Source organism: Curvibacter sp. GW821-FHT09D12 (assembly GCF_059416245.1).
This window is the reverse complement of record NZ_JBWKOU010000012.1, coordinates 74,354-94,241: the sequence shown is the minus strand read 5'-3', so window position 1 is coordinate 94,241 and position 19,888 is coordinate 74,354. Positions and strand designations below refer to the sequence as shown.

General features: G+C 68.4%; 19 protein-coding genes. 14 read left to right on the top strand and 5 right to left on the bottom strand.

Annotated elements, in window-relative coordinates; all coding sequences use genetic code 11:
• Nucleotides 1-33: 33 nt before the first annotated feature.
• Together flgL and AC07PT_RS19275 are read left to right on the top strand one after the other, a co-directional pair.
• Nucleotides 34-1,254 (top strand): flagellar hook-associated protein FlgL, encoded by a 1,221-nt coding sequence (gene flgL / locus AC07PT_RS19280; RefSeq protein ID WP_494657754.1) that lies wholly within the window; start codon nucleotides 34-36, stop codon nucleotides 1,252-1,254.
• An 8-nt stretch (nucleotides 1,255-1,262) separates the two neighbouring features.
• Nucleotides 1,263-2,516, top strand: coding sequence for an HDOD domain-containing protein (locus tag AC07PT_RS19275; RefSeq protein ID WP_494657753.1), 1,254 nt, complete (start codon nucleotides 1,263-1,265; stop codon nucleotides 2,514-2,516).
• A gap of 28 nt (nucleotides 2,517-2,544) precedes the next feature.
• Here the strand turns inward: AC07PT_RS19275 and AC07PT_RS19270 are convergent, their stop codons facing one another.
• Nucleotides 2,545-3,984, bottom strand: a complete 1,440-nt coding sequence (locus AC07PT_RS19270; protein WP_494657752.1) for an aminotransferase-like domain-containing protein — start codon at nucleotides 3,982-3,984, stop codon at nucleotides 2,545-2,547.
• Between the two features lie 98 nt (nucleotides 3,985-4,082).
• Between AC07PT_RS19270 and AC07PT_RS19265 the strand changes: the two genes are divergently transcribed.
• The 12 genes from AC07PT_RS19265 (at nucleotide 4,083) to AC07PT_RS19210 (ending at nucleotide 16,446) form a co-directional block, all read left to right on the top strand.
• A complete protein-coding gene (locus tag AC07PT_RS19265; protein WP_494657751.1) occupies nucleotides 4,083-4,688 on the top strand; it encodes a LysE family translocator in 606 nt (201 codons plus the stop codon).
• A complete protein-coding gene (locus tag AC07PT_RS19260; RefSeq protein WP_492349237.1) occupies nucleotides 4,685-5,653 on the top strand; it encodes a DMT family transporter in 969 nt (322 codons plus the stop codon). Before AC07PT_RS19265 ends, AC07PT_RS19260 begins: the two co-directional genes overlap by 4 nt.
• Nucleotides 5,650-6,846, top strand: a complete 1,197-nt coding sequence (locus AC07PT_RS19255; protein ID WP_492349238.1) for an aminotransferase-like domain-containing protein — start codon at nucleotides 5,650-5,652, stop codon at nucleotides 6,844-6,846. Before AC07PT_RS19260 ends, AC07PT_RS19255 begins: the two co-directional genes overlap by 4 nt.
• A gap of 78 nt (nucleotides 6,847-6,924) precedes the next feature.
• Nucleotides 6,925-7,881: a PhzF family phenazine biosynthesis protein gene (locus tag AC07PT_RS19250; protein WP_492349239.1), complete on the top strand. Its 957-nt coding sequence runs from the start codon at nucleotides 6,925-6,927 to the stop codon at nucleotides 7,879-7,881.
• Complete coding sequence (locus tag AC07PT_RS19245) at nucleotides 7,878-8,861, top strand: threonine dehydratase (RefSeq protein ID WP_494657750.1); 984 nt, start codon at nucleotides 7,878-7,880, stop codon at nucleotides 8,859-8,861. Before AC07PT_RS19250 ends, AC07PT_RS19245 begins: the two co-directional genes overlap by 4 nt.
• Nucleotides 8,862-8,962: 101 nt before the next feature.
• The gene (locus tag AC07PT_RS19240; protein ID WP_492349241.1) at nucleotides 8,963-9,631 is read left to right on the top strand and encodes a histidine phosphatase family protein; all 669 of its coding nucleotides are present in this window, start codon (nucleotides 8,963-8,965) and stop codon (nucleotides 9,629-9,631) included.
• Nucleotides 9,632-9,723: 92 nt separating this feature from the next.
• On the top strand, nucleotides 9,724-10,743 hold the full coding sequence (locus AC07PT_RS19235) for a TGL-type protein-glutamine gamma-glutamyltransferase (protein ID WP_494657749.1): 1,020 nt from the start codon (nucleotides 9,724-9,726) through the stop codon (nucleotides 10,741-10,743).
• Nucleotides 10,744-10,787: 44 nt separating this feature from the next.
• The gene (locus tag AC07PT_RS19230) at nucleotides 10,788-12,440 is read left to right on the top strand and encodes a sigma-54 interaction domain-containing protein (protein ID WP_494657748.1); all 1,653 of its coding nucleotides are present in this window, start codon (nucleotides 10,788-10,790) and stop codon (nucleotides 12,438-12,440) included.
• Nucleotides 12,441-12,656: 216 nt separating this feature from the next.
• Entirely contained in the window at nucleotides 12,657-13,220 is a 564-nt protein-coding gene (locus tag AC07PT_RS19225) for an OsmC family protein (RefSeq protein ID WP_492349244.1), read from the top strand.
• A 53-nt stretch (nucleotides 13,221-13,273) separates the two neighbouring features.
• Entirely contained in the window at nucleotides 13,274-14,413 is a 1,140-nt protein-coding gene (locus AC07PT_RS19220) for an acyl-CoA dehydrogenase family protein (protein WP_494657747.1), read from the top strand.
• Entirely contained in the window at nucleotides 14,410-15,705 is a 1,296-nt protein-coding gene (locus AC07PT_RS19215) for an FAD-dependent oxidoreductase (RefSeq protein WP_494657746.1), read from the top strand. Before AC07PT_RS19220 ends, AC07PT_RS19215 begins: the two co-directional genes overlap by 4 nt.
• A gap of 135 nt (nucleotides 15,706-15,840) precedes the next feature.
• Nucleotides 15,841-16,446, top strand: a complete 606-nt coding sequence (locus AC07PT_RS19210; RefSeq protein WP_494657744.1) for a hypothetical protein — start codon at nucleotides 15,841-15,843, stop codon at nucleotides 16,444-16,446.
• An 8-nt stretch (nucleotides 16,447-16,454) separates the two neighbouring features.
• Here the strand turns inward: AC07PT_RS19210 and AC07PT_RS19205 are convergent, their stop codons facing one another.
• The 4 genes from AC07PT_RS19205 to ntrB all read right to left on the bottom strand — a co-directional run bounded on the left by AC07PT_RS19205 (nucleotide 16,455) and on the right by ntrB (nucleotide 19,887).
• On the bottom strand, nucleotides 16,455-17,510 hold the full coding sequence (locus tag AC07PT_RS19205) for an RNA methyltransferase (RefSeq protein WP_494657743.1): 1,056 nt from the start codon (nucleotides 17,508-17,510) through the stop codon (nucleotides 16,455-16,457).
• A gap of 68 nt (nucleotides 17,511-17,578) precedes the next feature.
• Entirely contained in the window at nucleotides 17,579-18,022 is a 444-nt protein-coding gene (gene cynS, locus AC07PT_RS19200) for a cyanase (RefSeq protein ID WP_492349249.1), read from the bottom strand.
• A gap of 109 nt (nucleotides 18,023-18,131) precedes the next feature.
• The gene (locus tag AC07PT_RS19195; RefSeq protein ID WP_492349250.1) at nucleotides 18,132-19,001 is read right to left on the bottom strand and encodes an ABC transporter ATP-binding protein; all 870 of its coding nucleotides are present in this window, start codon (nucleotides 18,999-19,001) and stop codon (nucleotides 18,132-18,134) included.
• Complete coding sequence (ntrB, locus tag AC07PT_RS19190) at nucleotides 18,991-19,887, bottom strand: nitrate ABC transporter permease (protein ID WP_494657742.1); 897 nt, start codon at nucleotides 19,885-19,887, stop codon at nucleotides 18,991-18,993. Before ntrB ends, AC07PT_RS19195 begins: the two co-directional genes overlap by 11 nt.
• Between the last annotated feature and the right edge of the window lies 1 nt (nucleotide 19,888).

Here is a 19,888-nt window from a genome sequence, read left to right as displayed (position 1 = left end):
CCCAACCCATTGAGTGGCTGAAAGGCAGACCCCATGTCCAACTTCTTCGCCCGCGTCGGATCGGCCGACGCCTATGCCTCCGCCATCAACAACATTGGTGGCCGCCAGTCGCGGCTGACCCAGTTGCAGGGCAATCTGACGTCCGGCAAGCGCGTGCTCAAACCCAGCGACGACCCCACAGCGGCCGCCCAGGCCGAGCGCGCCATCACCCGCTCGGCCCAGGTCACCATCCAGCAACGCGCGCTGTCACTGCAAAAAGACAATATGTCGCACGCAGAAACCGTGCTTGGCCAAGCCAGCGATGCGATCCAGTCCTTTCGTGAACTGCTGGTGCAGGCCGGCAATGGCGCCAACACCGCCAGCGACCTGGGCACCATCACCTCGCAGCTGACCACCCTGCGCAACCAACTGCTGACCTACGCCAACACCACCGATGCCAACGGGCAGGCCCTGTTTGGCGGCCTGGGCAGCACCAACACGCCCTTCATCGAGCCCAATGCCACGGCGGGCGTGGTGTTCGCAGGCCTGGGCGGGCAGACCAATGGCACCGACCTGACCATTCCCAACACCATCGATGGTCAGGCGGCCTTTGCCAATGTCAGCCCCACCACCGGTGCCTTCGCCATCAGTGCACAGTCGGCCAACACGGGCACGGCCACCGCCAGTGCCGGCACCATCCTGGTCCCCACCTCGCCCAATGTGCTGGCCGGCAACAACTACCAGATCAATTTCACCTCCGGGACCACCTACACCGTCACCAACCTGTCGGCCACCCCACCGACCACCTCGGGCAGCCTGACCATGTCCGGCAGCACCGTGACCTTTGGCGGCGCCGGCAACGCCGATCAACAGATGACCTTGACCGGCACCCCCGCGGCCGGTGACAGCTTCACGGTCAAGCCCAAGGCCTCGATCTTCGACGTCATGGACAGCGCCATCGCGGGCATCAAGAACGCCAGCAGCGGCACCAGTGCCCAGGCCTCGGTCAGCGGCTCACTCGCCTCGCTCGACAACGCCTACGTCTCGGTGCAGGCGGCACGGGGCCTGGCCGGCGACTACCTGAACCAGGCCGACGTGATTGACTCGAACCAGCAGACCAAGGCGGTCCAACTCGAAGGCGACCGCTCAAGAGCCGAAGATCTGGATATGCTTCAGGGGATCTCGGACTTCCAGAACCAGACCACGGGCTACCAGGCGGCTCTGAAGTCCTATGCTCAGATCCAGAGCATGTCCCTGTTTGATTTCCTGAAGTAGCACATCGAATGGTCCAATCCGTCCTGGGCAGCATCACCCTCGGCTACCGCCCTCTGTGGGGTCGCAACCGCGAACTGGCCGGTGTCCAGCTGCGCGTGGCCCCCGAGCCGGCCATGCCGGTCGACGCCCCCCACCTGCTGCGCACGCTCGACGAGCTCTGGACCGCTGACGCGCCACCCTTGCTGCTGTGTGCCGAGACCCCGGCCCTGCTGGCAGGCCTGCTGGAACACGGCGACGCCCAGTCACCTCAGATCGAGGTGCCCGGTGACTGGCTGGAGGCCGACGGCGGCTTGCAGAGCCGGGTGGTTCAAGCCCATCGACGTGGCCTGCGTGTGATCTGGCGCGGCGATGTGCGCCACATGCCGCCGCCGGCCCCAGACCGCCCGGTGCACCGCTGCCTGCTGAGCCTGCAGCCTGAGGATGCCGCCGCCGCCCTGCAGGCCGCACTGCAGCAGAAACGCCAGCCCAACGCGCCTTCCACCGCCTTTTTGCGCAGCCCGGTGCAGCCTGGGCACTACTACGAGAACATCGCCAGCGCCGCCCTGATCGACCACTGCCTGGACCAGAAACACGGCCTGGCCTTGCTGGGCTGGCCCGACGACGACGTTCTGTACGGCCACCGCGGGCGCGAACTGGCCCCGGCACGCAGCATCATCGAGCGCCTGCTGCGTGCCATCGGGCAAGACCAGTCCATGGACGTCATCGAAGACATCCTGAGCGAAGAACCCATTCTGAGTTACCGCTTCCTGACCCTGACCAATTCGGCCGCTTTAGGCCTGCGCACCGGCATCGACTCACTGCGCCGAGGGCTGATGATGATGGGCTACACCCAGCTGGAGCGCTGGCTGGTCGGCCAGTTGCCCCACGCCGGCACCGACCTCAACCTGCAACCGGTGCGCCAGGGCATGGTGCTGCGGGCCCGCCTGATGGAGCACATTCTGGACGCCGGCATCGAAGAAGACCTGCGCCGCGAGGTCTACCTGTGCGGCCTGTTCTCGCAGCTCGACGTGTTGATGAACGAGCCTCTGGGCAACATCCTGCACCGCCTGCCGCTGTCCGAACGCATCTACTCGGCCAACGTCACCCAGTCCGGCCCCTACCTGCCGGCACTCGATCTGGCCCGCGCCATCGACAGCGCCGACACGGCCACCGTGCGGGCGCTGCGCCACGCCCATGAGCTCGACACCGAAGACCTGAACCGCGCCCTGCTGCACACCTTGCTGAGCCAGCACGTGCCGGCCAACGCGGCCACCCGCAGCTGAGGCGTCAGCAAGCCGGCGGCCCGCCGCCTCAGCGGCCTTCGCCCACCACCCGGGCAAATACCTTCCAGAACGCGGCGTCCTGCGCCGTGGCAAAGTTGATGCGCATCAGCGTGCCCGGTTTGCGGCTGGCGTGGAACAACGCGCCCGGTGCCAGCAGATAGCCCTCGTCCAGCATGCGCTGCGCCAGCACATCGGTGTCCACCCCGGTGTCCACCCAGCCGAACATGCCGGCCGGTTCGGCCACAAAGGTGCAGCCGGCCTGCAGCGCCAGCTTCACCGTGCGGGCCCGGGCGGCATCCAGCCGGGTGCGGATGCGATCGGCATGGCGGCGCAGTTGCCCCTGCTCGATGCACAGGGCCAGGGCCTTTTCCAGCAGCGAGGGCGTGGTCAGCGTGGCCAGCAGCTTGGTGTCCAGCAAGCGCTCCACCAGATCGGGTGGCGCCGCCAAAAATCCCACCCGCCAGTTGGGCGCCAGGATCTTGGCAAAGCCACTGACGTAAATGCTGCGCTGCAGGCCATCGAGCACGGTCAGCCGGGTGGCATGGTCGGGTGCAATGTGGCCATAGGTGTCGTCTTCGACGATGTGAAAATCATGCTGGGTCGCCAGTTGCAGCACCCGGTGAGCACTGCCCGGGGTCAGGCAGTGACCGGTCGGGTTGTGGAACACGCTCACACTCACGAACAGCTTGGGGGCGTGCACCTCGCAGTAGCGCTGCATCACCGCCAGGTCCGGGCCATCGGCCAGGCGCGGCACGGGCAGGATGCGCATGCCCAGGGCATCGAGCCGGGCAAATTCGACCGACCAGCCCGGCTCCTCCACCATCACCGGATCACCCGCCTTGAGCAGGGTACGGCTCACGATGTCCAGGGCGTGCGTGGCCCCCACGGTGGTGATGAGCTGTTGCGGCTGCGCCCGGATGTTGAGGCCGGCCAGGCGCTGCGCCAGCACCCGGCGCAGCTCGGCGTCGCCCATCGGATCGCCGTAACGCAAGGAGCTCTCCTGCAGCGCCCGTGTGCTGGTCACCTTGCGCACCGCCGCCGGCATGAAGGTGGTCTCCAGCCAATCCGGCGGCAGCACCCCCGAGCCGGGCTGTGGCTTGTTCGAGGCCTGGTGGAACATGCCCCGGATCAGCGCCGCAGCGTTCACATGCGAGCCCGAAGGCAGGGCATGAAGGGCCTCGCCCAGCACCCCGGCAGCGGCACTGCGCTGAGGCGTCGGGCCCGGCGGCTCGGGGCTGACCAGATCGCGCACAAAGAAACCTCGTTGACGCCGCGCCTCCACCAGTCCCTGGGCCAGCAACTGGTCGTAGGCCGCCACCACGGTGTAGGCGCTCACGCCTTGCTGGCGGGCGCATTCACGCACCGAAGGCAGGCGTGCCCCGGGCGCCAGCAGACGGGCCCGGATGCGTTCGGCAAAGCGCTCGGCCAGTTGTTCGGTCAGGGATTGTTGGGCGTGACGCGTCAGCATGGGCAAAACTGTATTGAAGGTTTTGCCAATACAGATTGTGAAAATGTCGAACAAACTGTATTGGCCCTGTGTTGGTCAAAAACTATAAAGTGACCGACATGAGCTGGCAAGAATTTTCCGCATTGCTGCTGCTGGCCACGGCCAGCAGCTTCACCCCCGGGCCCAACACCACGCTGTCGACCGCCCTGGCGGCCAACTTCGGCCTGCGCCGGGCGATGCGTTTCGTGCTGGCGGTGCCGGTGGGCTGGTCGCTGCTGCTGGCGCTGTGCTCGGCCGGGGTGGGCGCCGTGATCCTGGCCTTGCCAGCTTTGCGCTGGGCCATCCTGGCGACCGGTGTCGCCTACCTGCTGTGGCTGGCCTCGCGCCTCATGAACAGCCGCCAACTGGCCCAGGCCGATGCCTCGCGCTTGCAAGTCACCTTCGGCCAGGGCGTGATGCTGCAGTTCCTCAACATCAAGGCCTGGATGCTGGCCCTGTCCATCGTGGCCGGCTTTGTGGCCGGCCAGGCGGAGCCAATGCAACGCTTTTTGCTGATCCTGCCGGTGATGCTGTGCTTTGCGTTCTTCAGCAACCTGGCTTACGCCCTGGTGGGCTCGATGCTGCGGCACTGGCTGGCCCATGGCCAGCGCCTGCTGGTGTTCAACCGCGTCATGGCCGCCGCCCTGGCGGGCACGGCGGCCTGGCTGCTCTGGAGCGCACTGTGAACAACCTCAGCACGGGATCCGACCCTCTGTTGCGCCGCGGCCTCTGGCTGGGTGCCCTGGGAGTGGCCATCTTCGCCCTGACCCTGCCCATGACCCGGCTGGCCGTGGGCAGCCCCGAGGCTCCCCTGATGTCAGGCCTGTTCGTGGCCATGGGCCGCGCCGTGGTGGCGGCGATCCTTTCGGCCGGCTACCTGCTGGCCACCCGGGCGCACTGGCCGACCGCCGCGCAGCGTCTGCCCCTGCTGCTGACCGCGCTGGGCGTGGTGTTCGGCTTTCCGTTGTTCACCTCGCTGGCCATGCGCCACGTGCAGGCCGTGCACGCCAGCGTGATCGTGGGCCTGTTGCCCCTGGCCACCGCCGCCGTGGGCGCCGTGCTGCATCGCCAACGGCCTTCGTGGCAGTTCTGGGCCTGGGCCGGCCTGGGCAGCGCCCTGGTGGTGGTGTTTGCGCTGACCCATGCGGGGGGGACGGGCCTGGGCCTGAGCCCGGCCGACGGGCTGCTGTTGCTGGCCATGGCCTGCGCCGCCGTGGGGTACGCCTATGGCGGGCGCCTGTCACGCGAGATGCCGGCCGAGCATGTGATCTGCTGGGCACTGCTGCTGGGCCTGCCGTTGACGCTGCCGCTGGCCTGGGGCAGCCGCCCCGAACAGGCCTTGCCTGCCTCGGCCTGGCTGGCCTTCGGCTACGTGGCCCTGTTTTCGATGTGGCTGGGCTTTTTTGCCTGGTACCGGGGGCTGGCCCTCGGGGGCACCGTGCGGGTCAGCCAGGTGCAACTGCTGCAACCCTTTTTGTCCATGCTGTTTGCCGTGCCCTTGCTCGGCGAGCGACTGGACCTGGGCACCGCGCTGTTCGCCGCCGCCGTGGTGCTGACCGTGTTCCTGGGACGCAAGTCGCCGGTGAACGCGCCCACAAACACCGACAATCACGTTTTGAGCTCCCTGCCAACGAAAGGAAACGCCTCATGAGCACCCCCAGCTGGACGCTGTCCACACGCGCCCAAAAGATGAATCCCTCGGCCATCCGTGAAATCCTGAAGGTCACGGAAAAGCCCGGCATCATCAGCTTTGCGGGTGGGCTGCCGTCGCCCAAGACCTTCCCGATCGAGGCCTTCGCGGCCGCCAGCGCCAAGGTCTTGCGCGAAGATGGCGCCGCCGCGCTGCAATACGCCTCCAGCGAAGGCCTGCCGGTGCTGCGCCAGTTCATCGCCGACCACCTGCCCTGGAACGTCGATCCCGACCAGGTGCTGATCACCACCGGCAGCCAGCAAGGTCTGGACCTGGTGGCCAAGATCCTGATCGACACCGGCAGCCGCATCCTGGTGGAAACCCCCACTTACCTGGGCGCCCTGCAGGCCTTCACGCCCATGGAACCCCGGGTGGCCAACGTGGCCTGCGACGAGCAAGGCCCGGATCCGGAAGACCTGGCCCGCCAGGCCATCGGTGACGGCAGCGCGGCCGACCGCGCCCGCTTCGTCTACCTGCTGCCCAACTTCCAGAACCCCACCGGCCGCACCATGACCGAGGAGCGCCGTGCCGCGCTGGCCGCCAAGGCCGCCGAGATCGGTCTGCCCATCGTCGAGGACAACCCCTACGGCGACCTGTGGTTCGACGCCCCGCCGGCCCTGCCCCTGGCCGCGCGCAACCCCGAGAACACCATTTACCTGGGCTCGTTCTCCAAGGTGCTGGCGCCAGGCCTGCGCCTGGGCTACATCGTGGCGCCCAAGGCCATCTACCCCAAGCTGCTGCAAGCCAAACAAGCGGCCGACCTGCACACCCCCACCTTCAACCAGCGCATGGTGGCCGAGGTGATCAAGGACGGCTTCCTGGACACCCACGTGCCCAAGATCCGCGCCCTCTACAAGGCCCAGTGCGAGGCCATGCTGGCCGCCCTGGACCGCGAGTTCGCTGGCCTGGGTGTGCAGTGGAACCGCCCCGTGGGTGGCATGTTCCTGTGGCTGCGCCTGCCTGAGGGGCTGGACAGCGTGAAGCTGCTGCCCCTGGCGGTGGAGAACAACGTGGCCTTCGTGCCCGGTGCCCCCTTCTATGCCGACCACGGAGACCCGCGCACCCTGCGCCTGTCCTTCGTGACCGCCAGCGTCGAGCAGATCAACATCGGCGTCGCTGCCCTCGCCAAGACCCTGCGCCAGGCGCTGGGCTGACGCGACCACCTGGCCTCGGGGATGAAGCCCCTGCCCCGAGGCAGGCGCCCTCTCACCCCAAGAATCCCCGAGTGCCCCATGAGTCAACGCCCTTTCCAACAAGTCGACGTCTTCACCCAAACGGCCGGTTACGGCAACCCCCTGGCCGTGGTACTGGATGCCAGCGGCCTGGACGATGAAGCCATGCAGCGTTTTGCGCGCTGGACCAATCTGTCCGAAACCACCTTCCTGCTGCCCCCCACCGAAGCGGGCCGCGCCCAGGGGGCCGACTACCAGGTGCGCATCTTCACCCCCGGCGGTGAGCTGCCCTTTGCCGGCCACCCCACGCTGGGCAGTTGCCACGCCTGGCTGCGTGCCGGCGGGCAACCGCGCTCGGCCGCCCACGTGGTGCAGGAATGCCGCGTCGGCCTCGTGCGCATCCGGCGCGAAGGCAGCGGCGCCGGGCAGCGCCTGGCCTTTGCCGCCCCCACGCTGCGGCGCAGCGACCCCAGCCCCACCGTGCTGTCCCAGGTGGCCAAAGCCCTGGGCCTGAAGCCCCAGCAGGTGCTGGCGGCCCAGGTGCTGGACAACGGCCCGGTCTGGATGGGCCTGCTGCTGGACCACCCGCAGACGGTGCTGGGCCTGCAGCCCGATCACCTGGAACTCAAGGCCCTGGGCCAGAAGGTCGGCGTGGTGGCCATCGACCACCCCGAGGTGCGCACCGGCCTGATCGCACGCTCCAACCGCGAGGCCCGGGCCTTCGGCGCCACCCCGCGCAGCAGCAGCGCCCCCGCCGGAGATCCCACCGCCCCGACGCTGGAGGTGCGCGCCTTTGCCGCGCCCATCGGCATCCTGGAAGACCCCGTCACCGGCAGCCTGAACGCCAGCCTGGCCCAATGGCTGATCGCCGACGGCCATGCCCCCCGCCACTACGTGGCCGCCCAGGGCACCTGCCTGGACCGCGCAGGCCGGGTGCACATCGACTGCGACGACCAGCAACAGGTCTGGGTCGGCGGCGCCAGCGTCACCTGCATCGAAGGGACGGTGGACCTGTGAGCACCGCACTGCCCCAGGCCAGCCTGCCCAACCTGGCTGACATCGAAGCCGCCGCCGAGGTGGTCTACCGCGCCTTCCCGGCCACCCCTCAATATCAGTGGGGCCTGCTGAGCGAGCGCCTGGGCACTACCTGCTGGCTCAAGCACGAGAACCACACCCCGGTGGGCGCGTTCAAGATCCGCGGCGGCCTGACCTACTTCGACCAACTCGCCCGGCGCGGCGAATTGCCGCGCGAGGTGATCAGCGCCACCCGGGGCAACCATGGCCAAAGCATCGGCTGGGCCGCCAGGTCGCATGGCGTGCCCTGCACCATCGTCGTGCCGCACGGCAACTCCACCGAAAAGAACGCCGCCATGCGCTGCCTGGGGGTGAACCTGATCGAGCACGGCGACGACTTCCAGGCCGCCCGCGAGCACGCCATCGCCCTGGCCCAGACCCGTGGGGCCCACATGGTGCCCAGCTTCCACCCCGATCTGCTGCGCGGTGTCAGCACCTACTGGTGGGAGTTCCTGCGCGCCGTGCCCGAACTCGACGTGGTCTACGTGCCCATCGGCCAAGGCTCGGGCGCCTGCTCGGCCATTGCCGCCAAACAGGCCCTGGGCCACCGCGCACGCATCGTCGGCGTGGTCAGTGCCCATGCCACCACCTACGCCGACTCCATCGCGGCCGGCCGCGTGGTCGAAGCCCCGGTCAGCACCGTGCTGGCCGACGGCATGGCCTGCCGCGTCGCCGATGCCGCCGCCCTGGCCGTGCTGGGCCCCGGCCTGGACCACCTGGTGCAGGTCACGGATGCCGAAGTGGCCCAGGCCATGCGGGCGCTGTTCACCGACACCCACAACGTGGCCGAAGGTGCCGGCGCCGCCGCCCTGGCCGCCGCGCTGCAAGAGCGCAGCGCCCTGCGCGGCCAGACCGTGGGCCTGGCCCTGTCGGGGGGCAATGTCGATGCGGGCGTGATGGCAGGGGTGTTGGCGGGCGCCTGAGGCACCCAAGCCACCCAGTGCCGTCACCCATGTGACGGTTTTCCGACGAATCGGTCGCCGCGGCGACTGTGCGGTCTGTGGGCGCTTGACAGAATCCGCCCATGGGAACCCTTTACCTTGTGCGCCATGGCCAGGCCTCGTTTGGCGCCGATGATTACGACCGACTCAGTGAGCTCGGTCACCGCCAGAGCGAACGCCTGGGCGAGTACTTCAAAGGCAAGGGTCTGGAGTTCCAGGCCGTCATCACCGGCACCTTGCGCCGCCACCAGGAAACCTTTGCCGGCATCGCCCGGGGCCTGGACTGGCAGGCCCAGCCCGTTCTGTGGCCCGGCCTCAACGAGTACGACAGCGAGGCGGTGATCCAGGCCATCCACCCCATGCCCCTGCCCAAGCCGGACACCCCCGAACTGTATCGGCACCACTTTCGCCTGCTGCGTGACGGCCTGACGCAATGGATGGCTGGGGTGGTCAGCCCCCGCGGCATGCCCAGTTACAACGATTTCGTGCACGGTGTGAGCAGCGCCCTGGACCACGTGCGCCAGAACTGCGAGGGCAACGTCCTGCTGGTCTCCAGCGGTGGGCCCATCTCGACTGCGGTGGGCCACATCCTGGGCACCACCCCTGAAGCCACGATCGAACTCAACCTGCGCATCCGCAACAGTTCGGTGACCGAATTCCACTTCAACCCCAAGCGGCATTCGTTGGTCACCTACAACACCCTGCCCCATCTGGACCACCCCGACTACGCCAGTTGGATCACCCACGCTTGAGCATGGGCTTCGGGTTTCCAGGGGGGATGCCGGTGCTCGGCGGCGGGTTTTCACGGTTGTATGGCTGCGATCAGCCTGTCGATACTGAGGACATGCTGAGCGCGCCCACCCAACTCCACCCTCCGCCCTCCGGGCAGCCTCCCCTGGCGTCACCGCCCGGGGCCTGCGGCGTGGTGTTTCAGGGAAGCAGCAAGGCAGCCTTGCAGCAAGGCCACTGGCAGTTGATGGAGCAGTTGCAGCAGCTGGGCCTGGCCAGCCTGGTGGATGTTCAATTGTTGGCGGGCGATGCCACCACGGCACCCGCGATGCAGGTGGCACTGCAGCCGACCCTGATCGAGCACTGGGCGCCGGGCCATGACACCCGGGCCCTGTCCAGAACCCTGGCCCTGGACCCCCGGCACGCGGACGATCTGGCGCGCGAGATCGTGGTGGCGCTGCTGCTCAGCCCGGTGGCGTTCACGTTTCCCAGCCATGCCGAATGGGCGGCCGCCGTGCGGGTGCGCCAGGGCATTGTGCAGGCGGCACGCGACACCCGGCTCCACCCCGACCCGACCGGGCCGCGCCATCCGCCCGAAGATTGGCAGCTGCAACCGGGCCACCCCCCACTGCTGCGCCCCGAGCGCCCCCTGACGGCGGCCTTGCAGGCCCTGCTGCAACCCGCCCAGGGCCCGGGGTTTGCACTCTCGCCCTACCGCGCCTCGGAGTATGTGCTGCTGCTGGGTCTGGCCGAGGAAACGCGCCGCCACCACCCGGCGTTGTACAGCCGCTTGCAGGCCCGCTTCCAGCACCGACCCGTGCGCGATTGCGAATTCCATCAGGCTCTGATGCGCCAGATCGGCAGCCCTGAAGCCCCCTTGCCCTCGGGCTTTGCGGTGCCGGGCGACCGCGTCTGGCTGCGCCCACCGCCCAGCCCCGGGATGCTGGATACCCGGCGGCCCATCGGCGGACGCTGGGCCATCTACCTGGGCCAGGGCCAGTACCGCGAATTCGAAACACCGCCGGACCTCAGCCGCCAGCCCCCCTGGCACAGCCCGGAGCACACCGCTGCCTGGCTGCCCATGCGCGAATTTCCGCGCCTGCTGTGCCCGGGCAGCAGCGACATCCTGCTCTGACCCCACCTCGGACACCGCCCCCTTCGGGCTGGCACGGCAACTGCATGGCCGCCGGCATGGCCCAGCCCCCTGATCAGAACCCGCCCTCCGCCCGGATGCCGACCACCGACTGGCGCGCCCAGGAGCTGCTGCTGATGCACGAAGTGATGCGCCTGGTCGGCCGCAGCCTCAGCCCCGAGACCGTGTTGCGCGAGATGCTGCACTTGATGAGCGAACTGCTGGGCCTGAACCGGGGCCGCATCGTGCTGCGCGAGCCCGAGTCGGCCCAGGCCCGCATCCAGCATGCCTATGGCCTCACACGTGCCGAAGCCCAGCGCGGCCGATATGCGGTGGGCGAAGGCATCACCGGGCGCGTGCTGGCCACCGGGCAACCCGCCCTCGTGCAGGACATCGACAACGAGCCTTTGTTTCTGTTCCGCTCGGTACGCCGGGCCGAGCTGCCGCCCGAAACCGTCGCCTTCATCGCCCTGCCGATCACGGCCAAGGGCCAGACCCTGGGCGTGCTGGCCTGCCACCGCATCCGCAGCCGGCAGCGCCACCTGAACGACGACCTGGCGCTGCTGCGCGTGCTGGCCACCCTGGCCGGGCAACTGCTGCAGTTGCAGCAACTGGTGAGCGAGCAGACGAGCCAGCTTGAAGCCCGCAACACCCAGCTGGCACACGCCCTGCAAACCCATGCGGCACGCTATGGGCTGATCGGCAGTTCGCCCGCCCTGCTGCAGGCCCTGAGCGAGCTTGAGCAGGTCTCTCAGGCCAGCGTGAGCGTGCTGCTGCTGGGTGAATCGGGCACCGGCAAGGAGCTGTTCGCTCGCGCGGTGCACCTGGCCAGCGGGCGACGTGACCACCCTTTCATCAAGGTGAACTGTGCCGCCATCCCCGAGACGCTGTTCGAGTCCGAGCTGTTCGGGCACGAGAAGGGGGCCTTCACCGGCGCCGTGGCGGCCCGCCCGGGCTGGTTCGAGCAGGCCGACGGCGGCACCCTGTTTCTCGACGAGATCGGCGAGCTGCCCCTGGGCCTGCAATCCAAGCTGCTGCGCACGCTGCAAGAGGGCACGCTGGTGCGCCTGGGTGGGCGCCGCGAACAACGGGTGGACGTGCGCCTGGTCGCCGCCACCCACCGCGACCTGTCGGCCGATGTGCAGGCAGGCCGCTTCCGCCAGGACCTGTATTACCGGCTCAACGTGATCCCGATCCGCCTGCCTTCGCTGCGCGAGCGGCGCGAGGACATCCAGGCCCTGGCCCTGCATTTCGTGAGCCGGGCCAATCAGGCCCACCAGCGCAATGTGAACCTCACGCCCGAGGCGCTGCAAGCCCTGACGCACCAGGATTGGCCCGGCAACATCCGCGAGCTGGGCAATTTCATCGAGCGCCTGGTCCTGTTGAGCGAGCACAGTGCCGTGACCCAGCCCCATTTGCTGCGCCTGCTGCGCCAAAGCCAGAACAGTGGCCAGGCCGGCGCCCCGCCGATGCGGGTCAGGCCGCCGGGCCCTGCGGGCTGGCCCGAGGCCGCCGCCGCCGCCGATGAGGCCTCACCCGCCCCGCTGGTGCGCGATTACCAGAGCGTGCACGCCCACCCGGTGGCCCAGTTGCAACAAGCCCTGCAACAACACCACGGCAACCAGTCCCGCGCGGCCCAGAGCCTGGGCCTGACCCTGCGCCAGTTTGCCTACCGTCTGCGCAAGGCCGGCCTGCGCTGAACAGGTCGACAAATTGTCGACATTAGGTCGACACAAGCGGCCTGGCCGATTCGCAATCGCCGTCCAATTTGCTCTCATATCCAGAGCAAACAATTCAATCAGGATATTGGTTTCAAGCGTTCTGATCGTGTCAAACCGGTCTTGGCACGTGGGTTGCAATGAAGCAGGCAGGCCGGGGCCGATGGCCCTGCCCCCACCCCATCAAGGACCCACCCCATGACCGACGCTTCCGCCCTCGCCACCCCCACCACCGTCAAGGCCTACCTGCGCCCCATCGACAGCGAGGGCCTGGCCGCCTTCGCCGCCAAGGGCCGGGCCAACCCCGCCAGCCGCGGCACCAACAAAGTCCACACGGTGATGGAGGGCCAGTACCGCTCGCTCAGCACCGTGGGCACGCACACCCCGGTGGTGGTGGACGAGCCCCTGCACCTGTTCGGCCAGGACACCGCCCCCGCGCCGGGTGAGATCGTGCTGTCGGGTCTGGGCGGCTGTCTGGCGGTGGGGATCACCGCCGTGGCCACCTGGAAGCAAATCAAGCTGAGCAAGCTGGAAGTGTTTCTGGAGGGCGACATCGGCAACCCGGCCGCCTGGGGCGCCGGTGGCGCGCTTGAGAAGACACCGCCTGAAATGGGCTTCCAGGCCATTCGCGTGAAGGTGGTGATCGAGGGCGACGCCCCACGCGAGGTGCTGGACGACATCGTGCAGCACGCCAACTTCTACTCGCCGGTGGCCAACACCTTGCGCAACCCGATCCCGTTCACCATCAGCCTGGCTGACTGACGGTTTGAACCGGCCCGCTCCGCAGCCCCTGCAGCCACCTCAAGGACTTGAGCATGAACCCCGCTGACCTGCCCCCCGAAATTCGAGCCGGCGACCTGCTGGCGGCCACCCGCGCCGTGGCCCAGGGCCCCCTGCGCGAGCAGGTGCAGGCCATTGATCGAGAGGGCCTGTACCCGCGCGACGTGCTGCGGGCCCTGGCCGGCGCTGGCGCCATGAGTGCCCACCTGGACAGCGAGCACGGGCCGGGCGACTACGCGCTGGCCATCCAGGCCATGGCCGAGGTGTCCCGGGTGTGCGGCGCCACCGGCTTCATGATGTGGTGCCAGGCGGTGGCCGGCCTGTACCTTCAACAGTCGGGCCAGCCCGCGCTGGGTGGCGAGGTGCTGGCCGCCCATGTGCGCGGTGAACGCCTGGGCGGCACCGCCCTGTCCAACCCGATGAAGAGCTTTGCGCAAATCGAAAGCCTGTTGCTCAAGGCGACCCCGGTGGCCGGCGGCTACCGGGTCAGTGGCACCCTGCCCTGGGTCAGCAACCTGGGGCCGGACCACTACTGCGGCGCCATTGCCGCCGTATCGCCCCAGGACGGCGCCGCCCCGGCGCACGAGATCATGTTCCTGTTGCGCTGCGACGCGCCCGGGGTGGAGCTGCGCGAATGCCCCTCGTTCTCAGGCATGGAGGGCACGGCCACCTATGCCCTGCGCGTGAAAGACCTGTTCGTGGGTGAGGCCGAACTCATGGCCGATCCGGCACGCCCCTTCATTGCCCGCATCCGGGCCGCCTTCGTGATGCTGCAATGCGGCATGGCCGTGGGCATCACCCAGGGTGCCATCGACTCGATGTGGGCGGTGGAACCTCAGTTGGGCCACGTCAACCAGTACCTGGAAGACCGGCCCGACGCCTTGCAGGCCGAGCTCGACGAGCTGAGCGCGCGCGTCATGCAGCTGGCCCGCACCCCCTACAGCACCGACAAAGACTTCTTCATCGACGTGCTGGACGCCCGCGCCCACGGCGCAGAACTGTGCCTGCGTGCGGCCCAGTCGGCCCTGATGCACCAGGGCGCACGGGGCTACCTGATGAGCTCGGAGGTGCAACGCCGGGTGCGTGAATCGCACTTCGTGGCCATCGTCACGCCCGCCATCAAGCACTTGCGCAAGGAAATCGCCCGCCTGAGTGCCGAGGAGCTGCCCGCATGAACACCCCAAGCCGCCAGCCCGATACCCGCCCCAGCCCCGTGGGCCTGGCGGTCGACGCCCTGGCCCCGGCCTGGCAAACCTACATCTGCCACGCCTGCGGCTACCTGTACGACGAAGCCCTGGGCGACCCGGACAGCGGCCTGGCCCCGGGCACCCGCTTTGCCGACATCCCAGAGGACTGGGCCTGCCCCCTGTGCGGCGTGACCAAGAGCGACTTCTCGCCCTACACGCCCCCCGGCCTGGGCACCGATCGACAGCCCTTGCCCAACACCTCGGCGCCCCTGGTGCGTGTGCGCCGGGGCGATGCGGGCGTTGTCATCGTGGGCGCTGGCAAGGCCGGCTGGCAACTGGCGGAAAGCCTGCGCCAGCACGATGCCGGGCTGCCCATCACCCTGGTCAGTGCCTGCAGTGGCGACCGCTACGACAAGCCGCTGCTCTCGGTGGCACTGGCACGCCACCTGGCCCCCGAGAGCCTGGTCAAGGAAAGCGGGGCCGAAGCGGCCCGGCGACTGAACCTGCGCCTGCTCCCGCACACCCACGCGGTGCGCGTCTGCATCGAGACGCGACAACTGCGCACCACCCGGGGCAACCTGCCCTACCGTCAACTCGTGCTGGCCCATGGGGCCGAGGCCGCGCTGCCGGCGGGGCTGTCGCCCGGTCTGTGCTGGCGCATCAACCACCTGGCGGCCTACCAGCGCCTGCGCCAGGCCCTGGGCGACGGCCCGCGCGACGTGCTGGTGCTGGGCGCCGGGCTGATCGGTTGCGAACTGGCCAACGACCTGGCCCTGGGCGGCCACCGGGTGCGCCTGCTCGACGCGGCCCGCGAACCCCTGGCCCGCTGGCAGAGCCAGGCAGCCGGGGCCCAATTGCTGGCCGCCTGGAAGGGCCTGCCCATCACCTTCGAGGGTGCCCAGACCGTGGCCCAGGTGACCCGCTCGGCCACCAGCGGGCGCTACCAGGTGCACACCGCTGGCGGCCAGCACCACGAGGTGGACCAGGTGGTGGTGGCCGCAGGCCTGCAAACGCCCGGCCGGCTGGCACGCAGCGCCGGCTTGCATTGGCGCGACGGGATTGCAGTGGACCCGGCCACGCTGGCCACCAGCCAGCCCGGCATCCACGCCCTGGGCGACTGCATCACGGTCGACGGGGCGGCCAGCCGCTACATCGAACCGATCGCCCGCCAGGTCAGCACCTTGACGGCGGCCCTGCTGGGCCGGACGTCCGTGGGCTACGAAGCCCGGCCCGCGGTGGTGCGGGTCAAGACCAGCTCACAGCCGCTGACCCTGCACTGAACGCCCACCCGCTCGGGATTCGATCCAGATCAAGGAAAGGCCATGTGACATCGCCCGGTCACCCCGCTGTCAATTCACTTTCATGCGGGCCGGTCACGCTGCGGTCATTCCTTTTTCATGACCTAGGAGTTTGCCGTGCGTGATTTCCTGCAGAAAGTCGACACCCTGCGCTGGAACGACCACCGTTATTACCACCAGTGCCGCATCAACCAGACGCTGCACCTGATCAGCGCGATCAGCTTTCTGTGCGCCTACGGCCTGCTGTTCGTCGACCCGGCGGCGGCCGCGATGGTGGGTTGGCTGGTCGGCATGGTGACGCGCCAATCGGGGCACATCTTCTTCGAGCCCCGCGGTTACGACACCGTGAACCAGGCCAGCGATGCCCACAAGGAAGCCATCAAGGTCGGCTACAACATGCGCCGCAAGGCCATCCTGATCGGGGTGTGGCTGGCGCTGCCGGTGCTGCTGGCCCTGCGGCCTGACCTGTTCGGGCTGATCCACCCGGGCGCTGGCCTGGCCGGCCATGCCCACGACGTGGGCCTGTTGTGGCTGGCCCTGGGGGTGACGGGGCTGCTGCTGCGCACGCTGCACCTGTTCGTGCTGCGCAGCCCGGCCTGGGGCCTGGCCTGGGCCTTCAAGATCATCACCGATCCGATCCACAACGTGCAGATCTACTGGCGCTCGCCCCTGGCCCTGCTGCGCGGCGAGCGGCTGGACCCGATGCAGTCATCGCGCCACTGAGCAGGCCTTCAGAACGTGTTGACGTTCTCAGGTCGGGGCGCCCAATGCACAGGCTGCTGCGGCGCTTCAGCCTGGCTGCGCGCCCGCAACTGGCCACAGCCCCCCTCCACATCCTGCCCGGCCGACTGGCGCAGCTTGGTCAACACACCGCGCCGATGCAGGTGGCGGGCAATCTCGGCGGCACGCTCCCAACTGGGGCGTTGAAAGGGCAGATCGGGCACGCTGTTGTAGGGGATCATGTTGAGCACGCCGTACTTGCCTTGCAGCAGGCGCACGATGCCATCGAGTTCCTCCTGGCTGTCGTTGACGCCGTCAATCAGTGTCCACTGGTACTGGATCGGGTAGCCGGTGGCGCGGGCATAGCGCTCACCCTGGTCCACCAGTTCATCGGGGCTGATGCGCGGGGCGCGCGGCAACAGTTGCTCGCGCAGCTCGGCGCGCGTGGTGTGCAAGGACAAGGCCAGCGCCGGCTTGACCCGCCCCTGGGGCAGGCGCTCGAACACCCGCGGGTCGCCCACGGTGGAGAACACCAGGTTCTTGTGGCCGATGTTGCCCACCGTGCCCAGCAGGTCGATGGCTTCGAGCACGTTGTCCAGGTTATGGGCGGGCTCGCCCATGCCCATGAACACCACTTTCTTGACCGGCCGCAGCGTGCGCGCCAGGGCGACCTGGGCCACGATCTCGGCGCTGCCCACCTGGCGCAGCAGGCCCTCGCGTCCGGTCATGCAGAACACGCAACCCACCGCACAGCCCACCTGGGTGGACACGCACAGGCCGTCGCGCGGCAACAGCACGCTCTCCACGGTCTGACCATCGGCCAGCGCCACCAGCAGGCGGGCCGAGCCGTCTTCGCCCGGGTGTTGCGAACGCAGCGTGGCCAGGCCGGCCAGCTCGGCGCTCAAGGCTGGCAGCAACTCACGCACCGTCGTCGGCATGAAGTCTTCCAGCCGCCGCCGGCCGCTGTCCTGCGGCTTGGCCTGGGCCCACAGGCGCAGCACCCGCTGCTCGTGGGCGGGGCCGGCGCCATGGGCGCGCAGTTGCTGGCGGATGGATTCGATGCGCATGGAGAAAACCGGGGCCTCAGAGGAAAACGGCCCCGAGCTTAACGCCTGCGCCCGCCCCGCGGGGCGCCTCAGTAGGTCTTGTAGGGCAGGAATTTGCCCGACAGCACCACGTTCACGCGGTCGCCCTTGGGGTCGGCCTGGCGCTGGATGTCCATGCTGAAGTCGATGGCGCTCATGATGCCGTCGCCGAACTCCTCATGGATCAGCTCCTTGATGGTGCTGCCGTAGACGCTCACGATCTCATACCAGCGGTAGATCAGCGGATCGGTGGGCACGGGGGTGGGCAGCGAGCCCTTGTAAGGCACCACGCACAGCCATTTCTGCTCGTCGGCGGTCAAGCCGAAGATCTTGCCCAGCACCTTGGCCTGCTCGGGTGTGGCGGTCATCTGGCCCAGGCACAGGGCGGTGGTCCACTCTTTGGACTGGCCCAGCTTCTTGGCCACGGCCTCCCACTTGATGCCTTTTTGCACCTTGGTGGTGATGATTTTTTCAGTGATGTCGTTGCGGTTCATGTTGGCTCCTTTGAAGAACACGGGGAAACAGTTTGGAAGTCCCGGGCCGAGCGCTGCCCCGCCGCGACCGGCAGGCCGCGGCTTGAAGCACCCGGTTCGGGGTGGAAGCTCAGTGCGCCCGGGCGCGGCTGACGAGGAAATCGACCACGTGGTTGCGCAGTTCGTAGTAGCCATCGAGGTGGTGCAGGCTGGCCCGGCTGCGCTCACGCGGCAAGGGGTTGACCACCACCTCGGCCAGCCCACCGGGGCGGTAGCCCTGGGGGGTGTCGTTGCCGTTGCTCATGAGCAGGATGCGGTCGGCCAGCAGAATGGCCTCGTCCACATCGTGGGTGATCATGAACACGGTCTGCTGGGTCTGCCGCACGATGCCCATCAACTCGTCCTGGATGGTGCCGCGGGTCAGTGCATCCAGCGCCCCGAAGGGCTCGTCGAGCAGCAACATCTTGGGGCTGATGCTGAAGGCCCGGGCAATGCCCACGCGCTGCTTCATGCCCCCCGACAGGGCCGAGGGTTTCTTGTCGATGGCCGCGCTCAGGCCCACCATCTCGACGAACTTCTCGAGGTGCACGTTGACCTTGGCGGCATTCCACTCGGGCCAGCGCGACTTGACCGCGAAGGCGATGTTCTGGCGCACGGTGAGCCAGGGCATCAGGGCATGGCTCTGGAACACCACGCCCCGCTCCAGGCTGGGGCCGGCGATCTCGCGCCCGTCCATGTAGGCATAGCCCGAGCTGGCCTGGTCCAGGCCGGCCAGCACGTTCAGGATGGTGGTCTTGCCACAACCCGAATGGCCGATGATGCAGACGAACTCTCCCCGCGCCAGCGAGAAGGACACGTCCGAGAACACCGGGCGGGCCGGATCGTAGGCCTTGCTCAATGCTTCGACTTTCAGAAATCCGTCCACCTTGGGGTTCCTTTCTGCTGCTTGGGGCCCGGCAAGCCCCGCCTGCGCGACACGGCTGCCGAGATCACTCCACATAGGTCACCGCCTTCTGCAGCCGGCCAAAGGCCAGGTCCAGCAGCATGCCCACGACACCGATGACGAGCACGGCGAAGATGACGCTGGTGAGCGACAGGTTGTTCCACTCGTTCCAGACGAAGTAGCCGATGCCGGTGCCGCCCACCAGCATCTCGGCCGCCACGATCACCAGCCAGGCGATGCCCATGCTGATGCGCATGCCGGTGAGGATGGTGGGGGCCGCAGCCGGCAGGATCACCAGCAGGGCCCGGCGCAGCGGGTTGACCTCCAGGGTGGCCGACACGTTGAGCCATTCCCGCTTGACCGAAGCCACGCCGAAGGCGGTGTTGACCAGCATGGGCCAGATGGAGCAGATGAAGATCACGAAGATGCCCGAGATCGACGAGTCCTTGATGGTGTAGAGCGCCAGCGGCATCCAGGCCAGCGGGCTGATGGGCTTGAGCACCTGGATGAAGGGGTCAAAGGCCCGGCGCAGCAGGGGCGACATGCCGATCACGAAGCCCAGCGGGATGGCCACCAGGCAAGCCAGGCCAAAACCCAGGCCGACCCGCGCCAGCGAGTAGGCCAGTTGGATGCCGATGCCCTTGTCGTTGGGACCCTTGTCGTAGAACGGGTCACGCAGGTGCTGCCAGGCCGCGGTGGCGGTCTGCAACGGGGTCGGAAAGCCCCCCGACTTGGCGCTGCCGCCGGCTTCGGCCGGGGCTGCGGCCGCCGGGTCCTTGCCCATCATCTTGAGGTACTCGATCTGTTCGGCGCTCAAGGCCTTGGTCGGTGCCGCCGCCGGCGCATCGGGCAGGGTGGCGGTGCGCCACACCGCCAGCAGGACCAGCAGCATCAGCACCGACAGCACGCCGGCGCGGAAGCCCAGGGATTTGAAGGGGCTCATG

What these genes read in the sequence shown, in the direction of transcription:
- flgL (WP_494657754.1), top strand. Translation starts at nt 34, where the DNA reads ATGTCCAACTTCTTCGCCCGCGTCGGATCGGCCGACGCCTATGCCTCC.
- AC07PT_RS19275 (WP_494657753.1), top strand. Translation starts at nt 1,263, where the DNA reads ATGGTCCAATCCGTCCTGGGCAGCATCACCCTCGGCTACCGCCCTCTG.
- AC07PT_RS19270 (WP_494657752.1), bottom strand. Translation starts at nt 3,984, where the DNA reads ATGCTGACGCGTCACGCCCAACAATCCCTGACCGAACAACTGGCCGAG.
- AC07PT_RS19265 (WP_494657751.1), top strand. Translation starts at nt 4,083, where the DNA reads ATGAGCTGGCAAGAATTTTCCGCATTGCTGCTGCTGGCCACGGCCAGC.
- AC07PT_RS19255 (WP_492349238.1), top strand. Translation starts at nt 5,650, where the DNA reads ATGAGCACCCCCAGCTGGACGCTGTCCACACGCGCCCAAAAGATGAAT.
- AC07PT_RS19250 (WP_492349239.1), top strand. Translation starts at nt 6,925, where the DNA reads ATGAGTCAACGCCCTTTCCAACAAGTCGACGTCTTCACCCAAACGGCC.
- AC07PT_RS19240 (WP_492349241.1), top strand. Translation starts at nt 8,963, where the DNA reads ATGGGAACCCTTTACCTTGTGCGCCATGGCCAGGCCTCGTTTGGCGCC.
- AC07PT_RS19235 (WP_494657749.1), top strand. Translation starts at nt 9,724, where the DNA reads ATGCTGAGCGCGCCCACCCAACTCCACCCTCCGCCCTCCGGGCAGCCT.
- AC07PT_RS19230 (WP_494657748.1), top strand. Translation starts at nt 10,788, where the DNA reads ATGGCCGCCGGCATGGCCCAGCCCCCTGATCAGAACCCGCCCTCCGCC.
- AC07PT_RS19225 (WP_492349244.1), top strand. Translation starts at nt 12,657, where the DNA reads ATGACCGACGCTTCCGCCCTCGCCACCCCCACCACCGTCAAGGCCTAC.
- AC07PT_RS19220 (WP_494657747.1), top strand. Translation starts at nt 13,274, where the DNA reads ATGAACCCCGCTGACCTGCCCCCCGAAATTCGAGCCGGCGACCTGCTG.
- AC07PT_RS19215 (WP_494657746.1), top strand. Translation starts at nt 14,410, where the DNA reads ATGAACACCCCAAGCCGCCAGCCCGATACCCGCCCCAGCCCCGTGGGC.
- AC07PT_RS19205 (WP_494657743.1), bottom strand. Translation starts at nt 17,510, where the DNA reads ATGCGCATCGAATCCATCCGCCAGCAACTGCGCGCCCATGGCGCCGGC.
- cynS (WP_492349249.1), bottom strand. Translation starts at nt 18,022, where the DNA reads ATGAACCGCAACGACATCACTGAAAAAATCATCACCACCAAGGTGCAA.
- AC07PT_RS19195 (WP_492349250.1), bottom strand. Translation starts at nt 19,001, where the DNA reads ATGTGGAGTGATCTCGGCAGCCGTGTCGCGCAGGCGGGGCTTGCCGGG.
- ntrB (WP_494657742.1), bottom strand. Translation starts at nt 19,887, where the DNA reads ATGAGCCCCTTCAAATCCCTGGGCTTCCGCGCCGGCGTGCTGTCGGTG.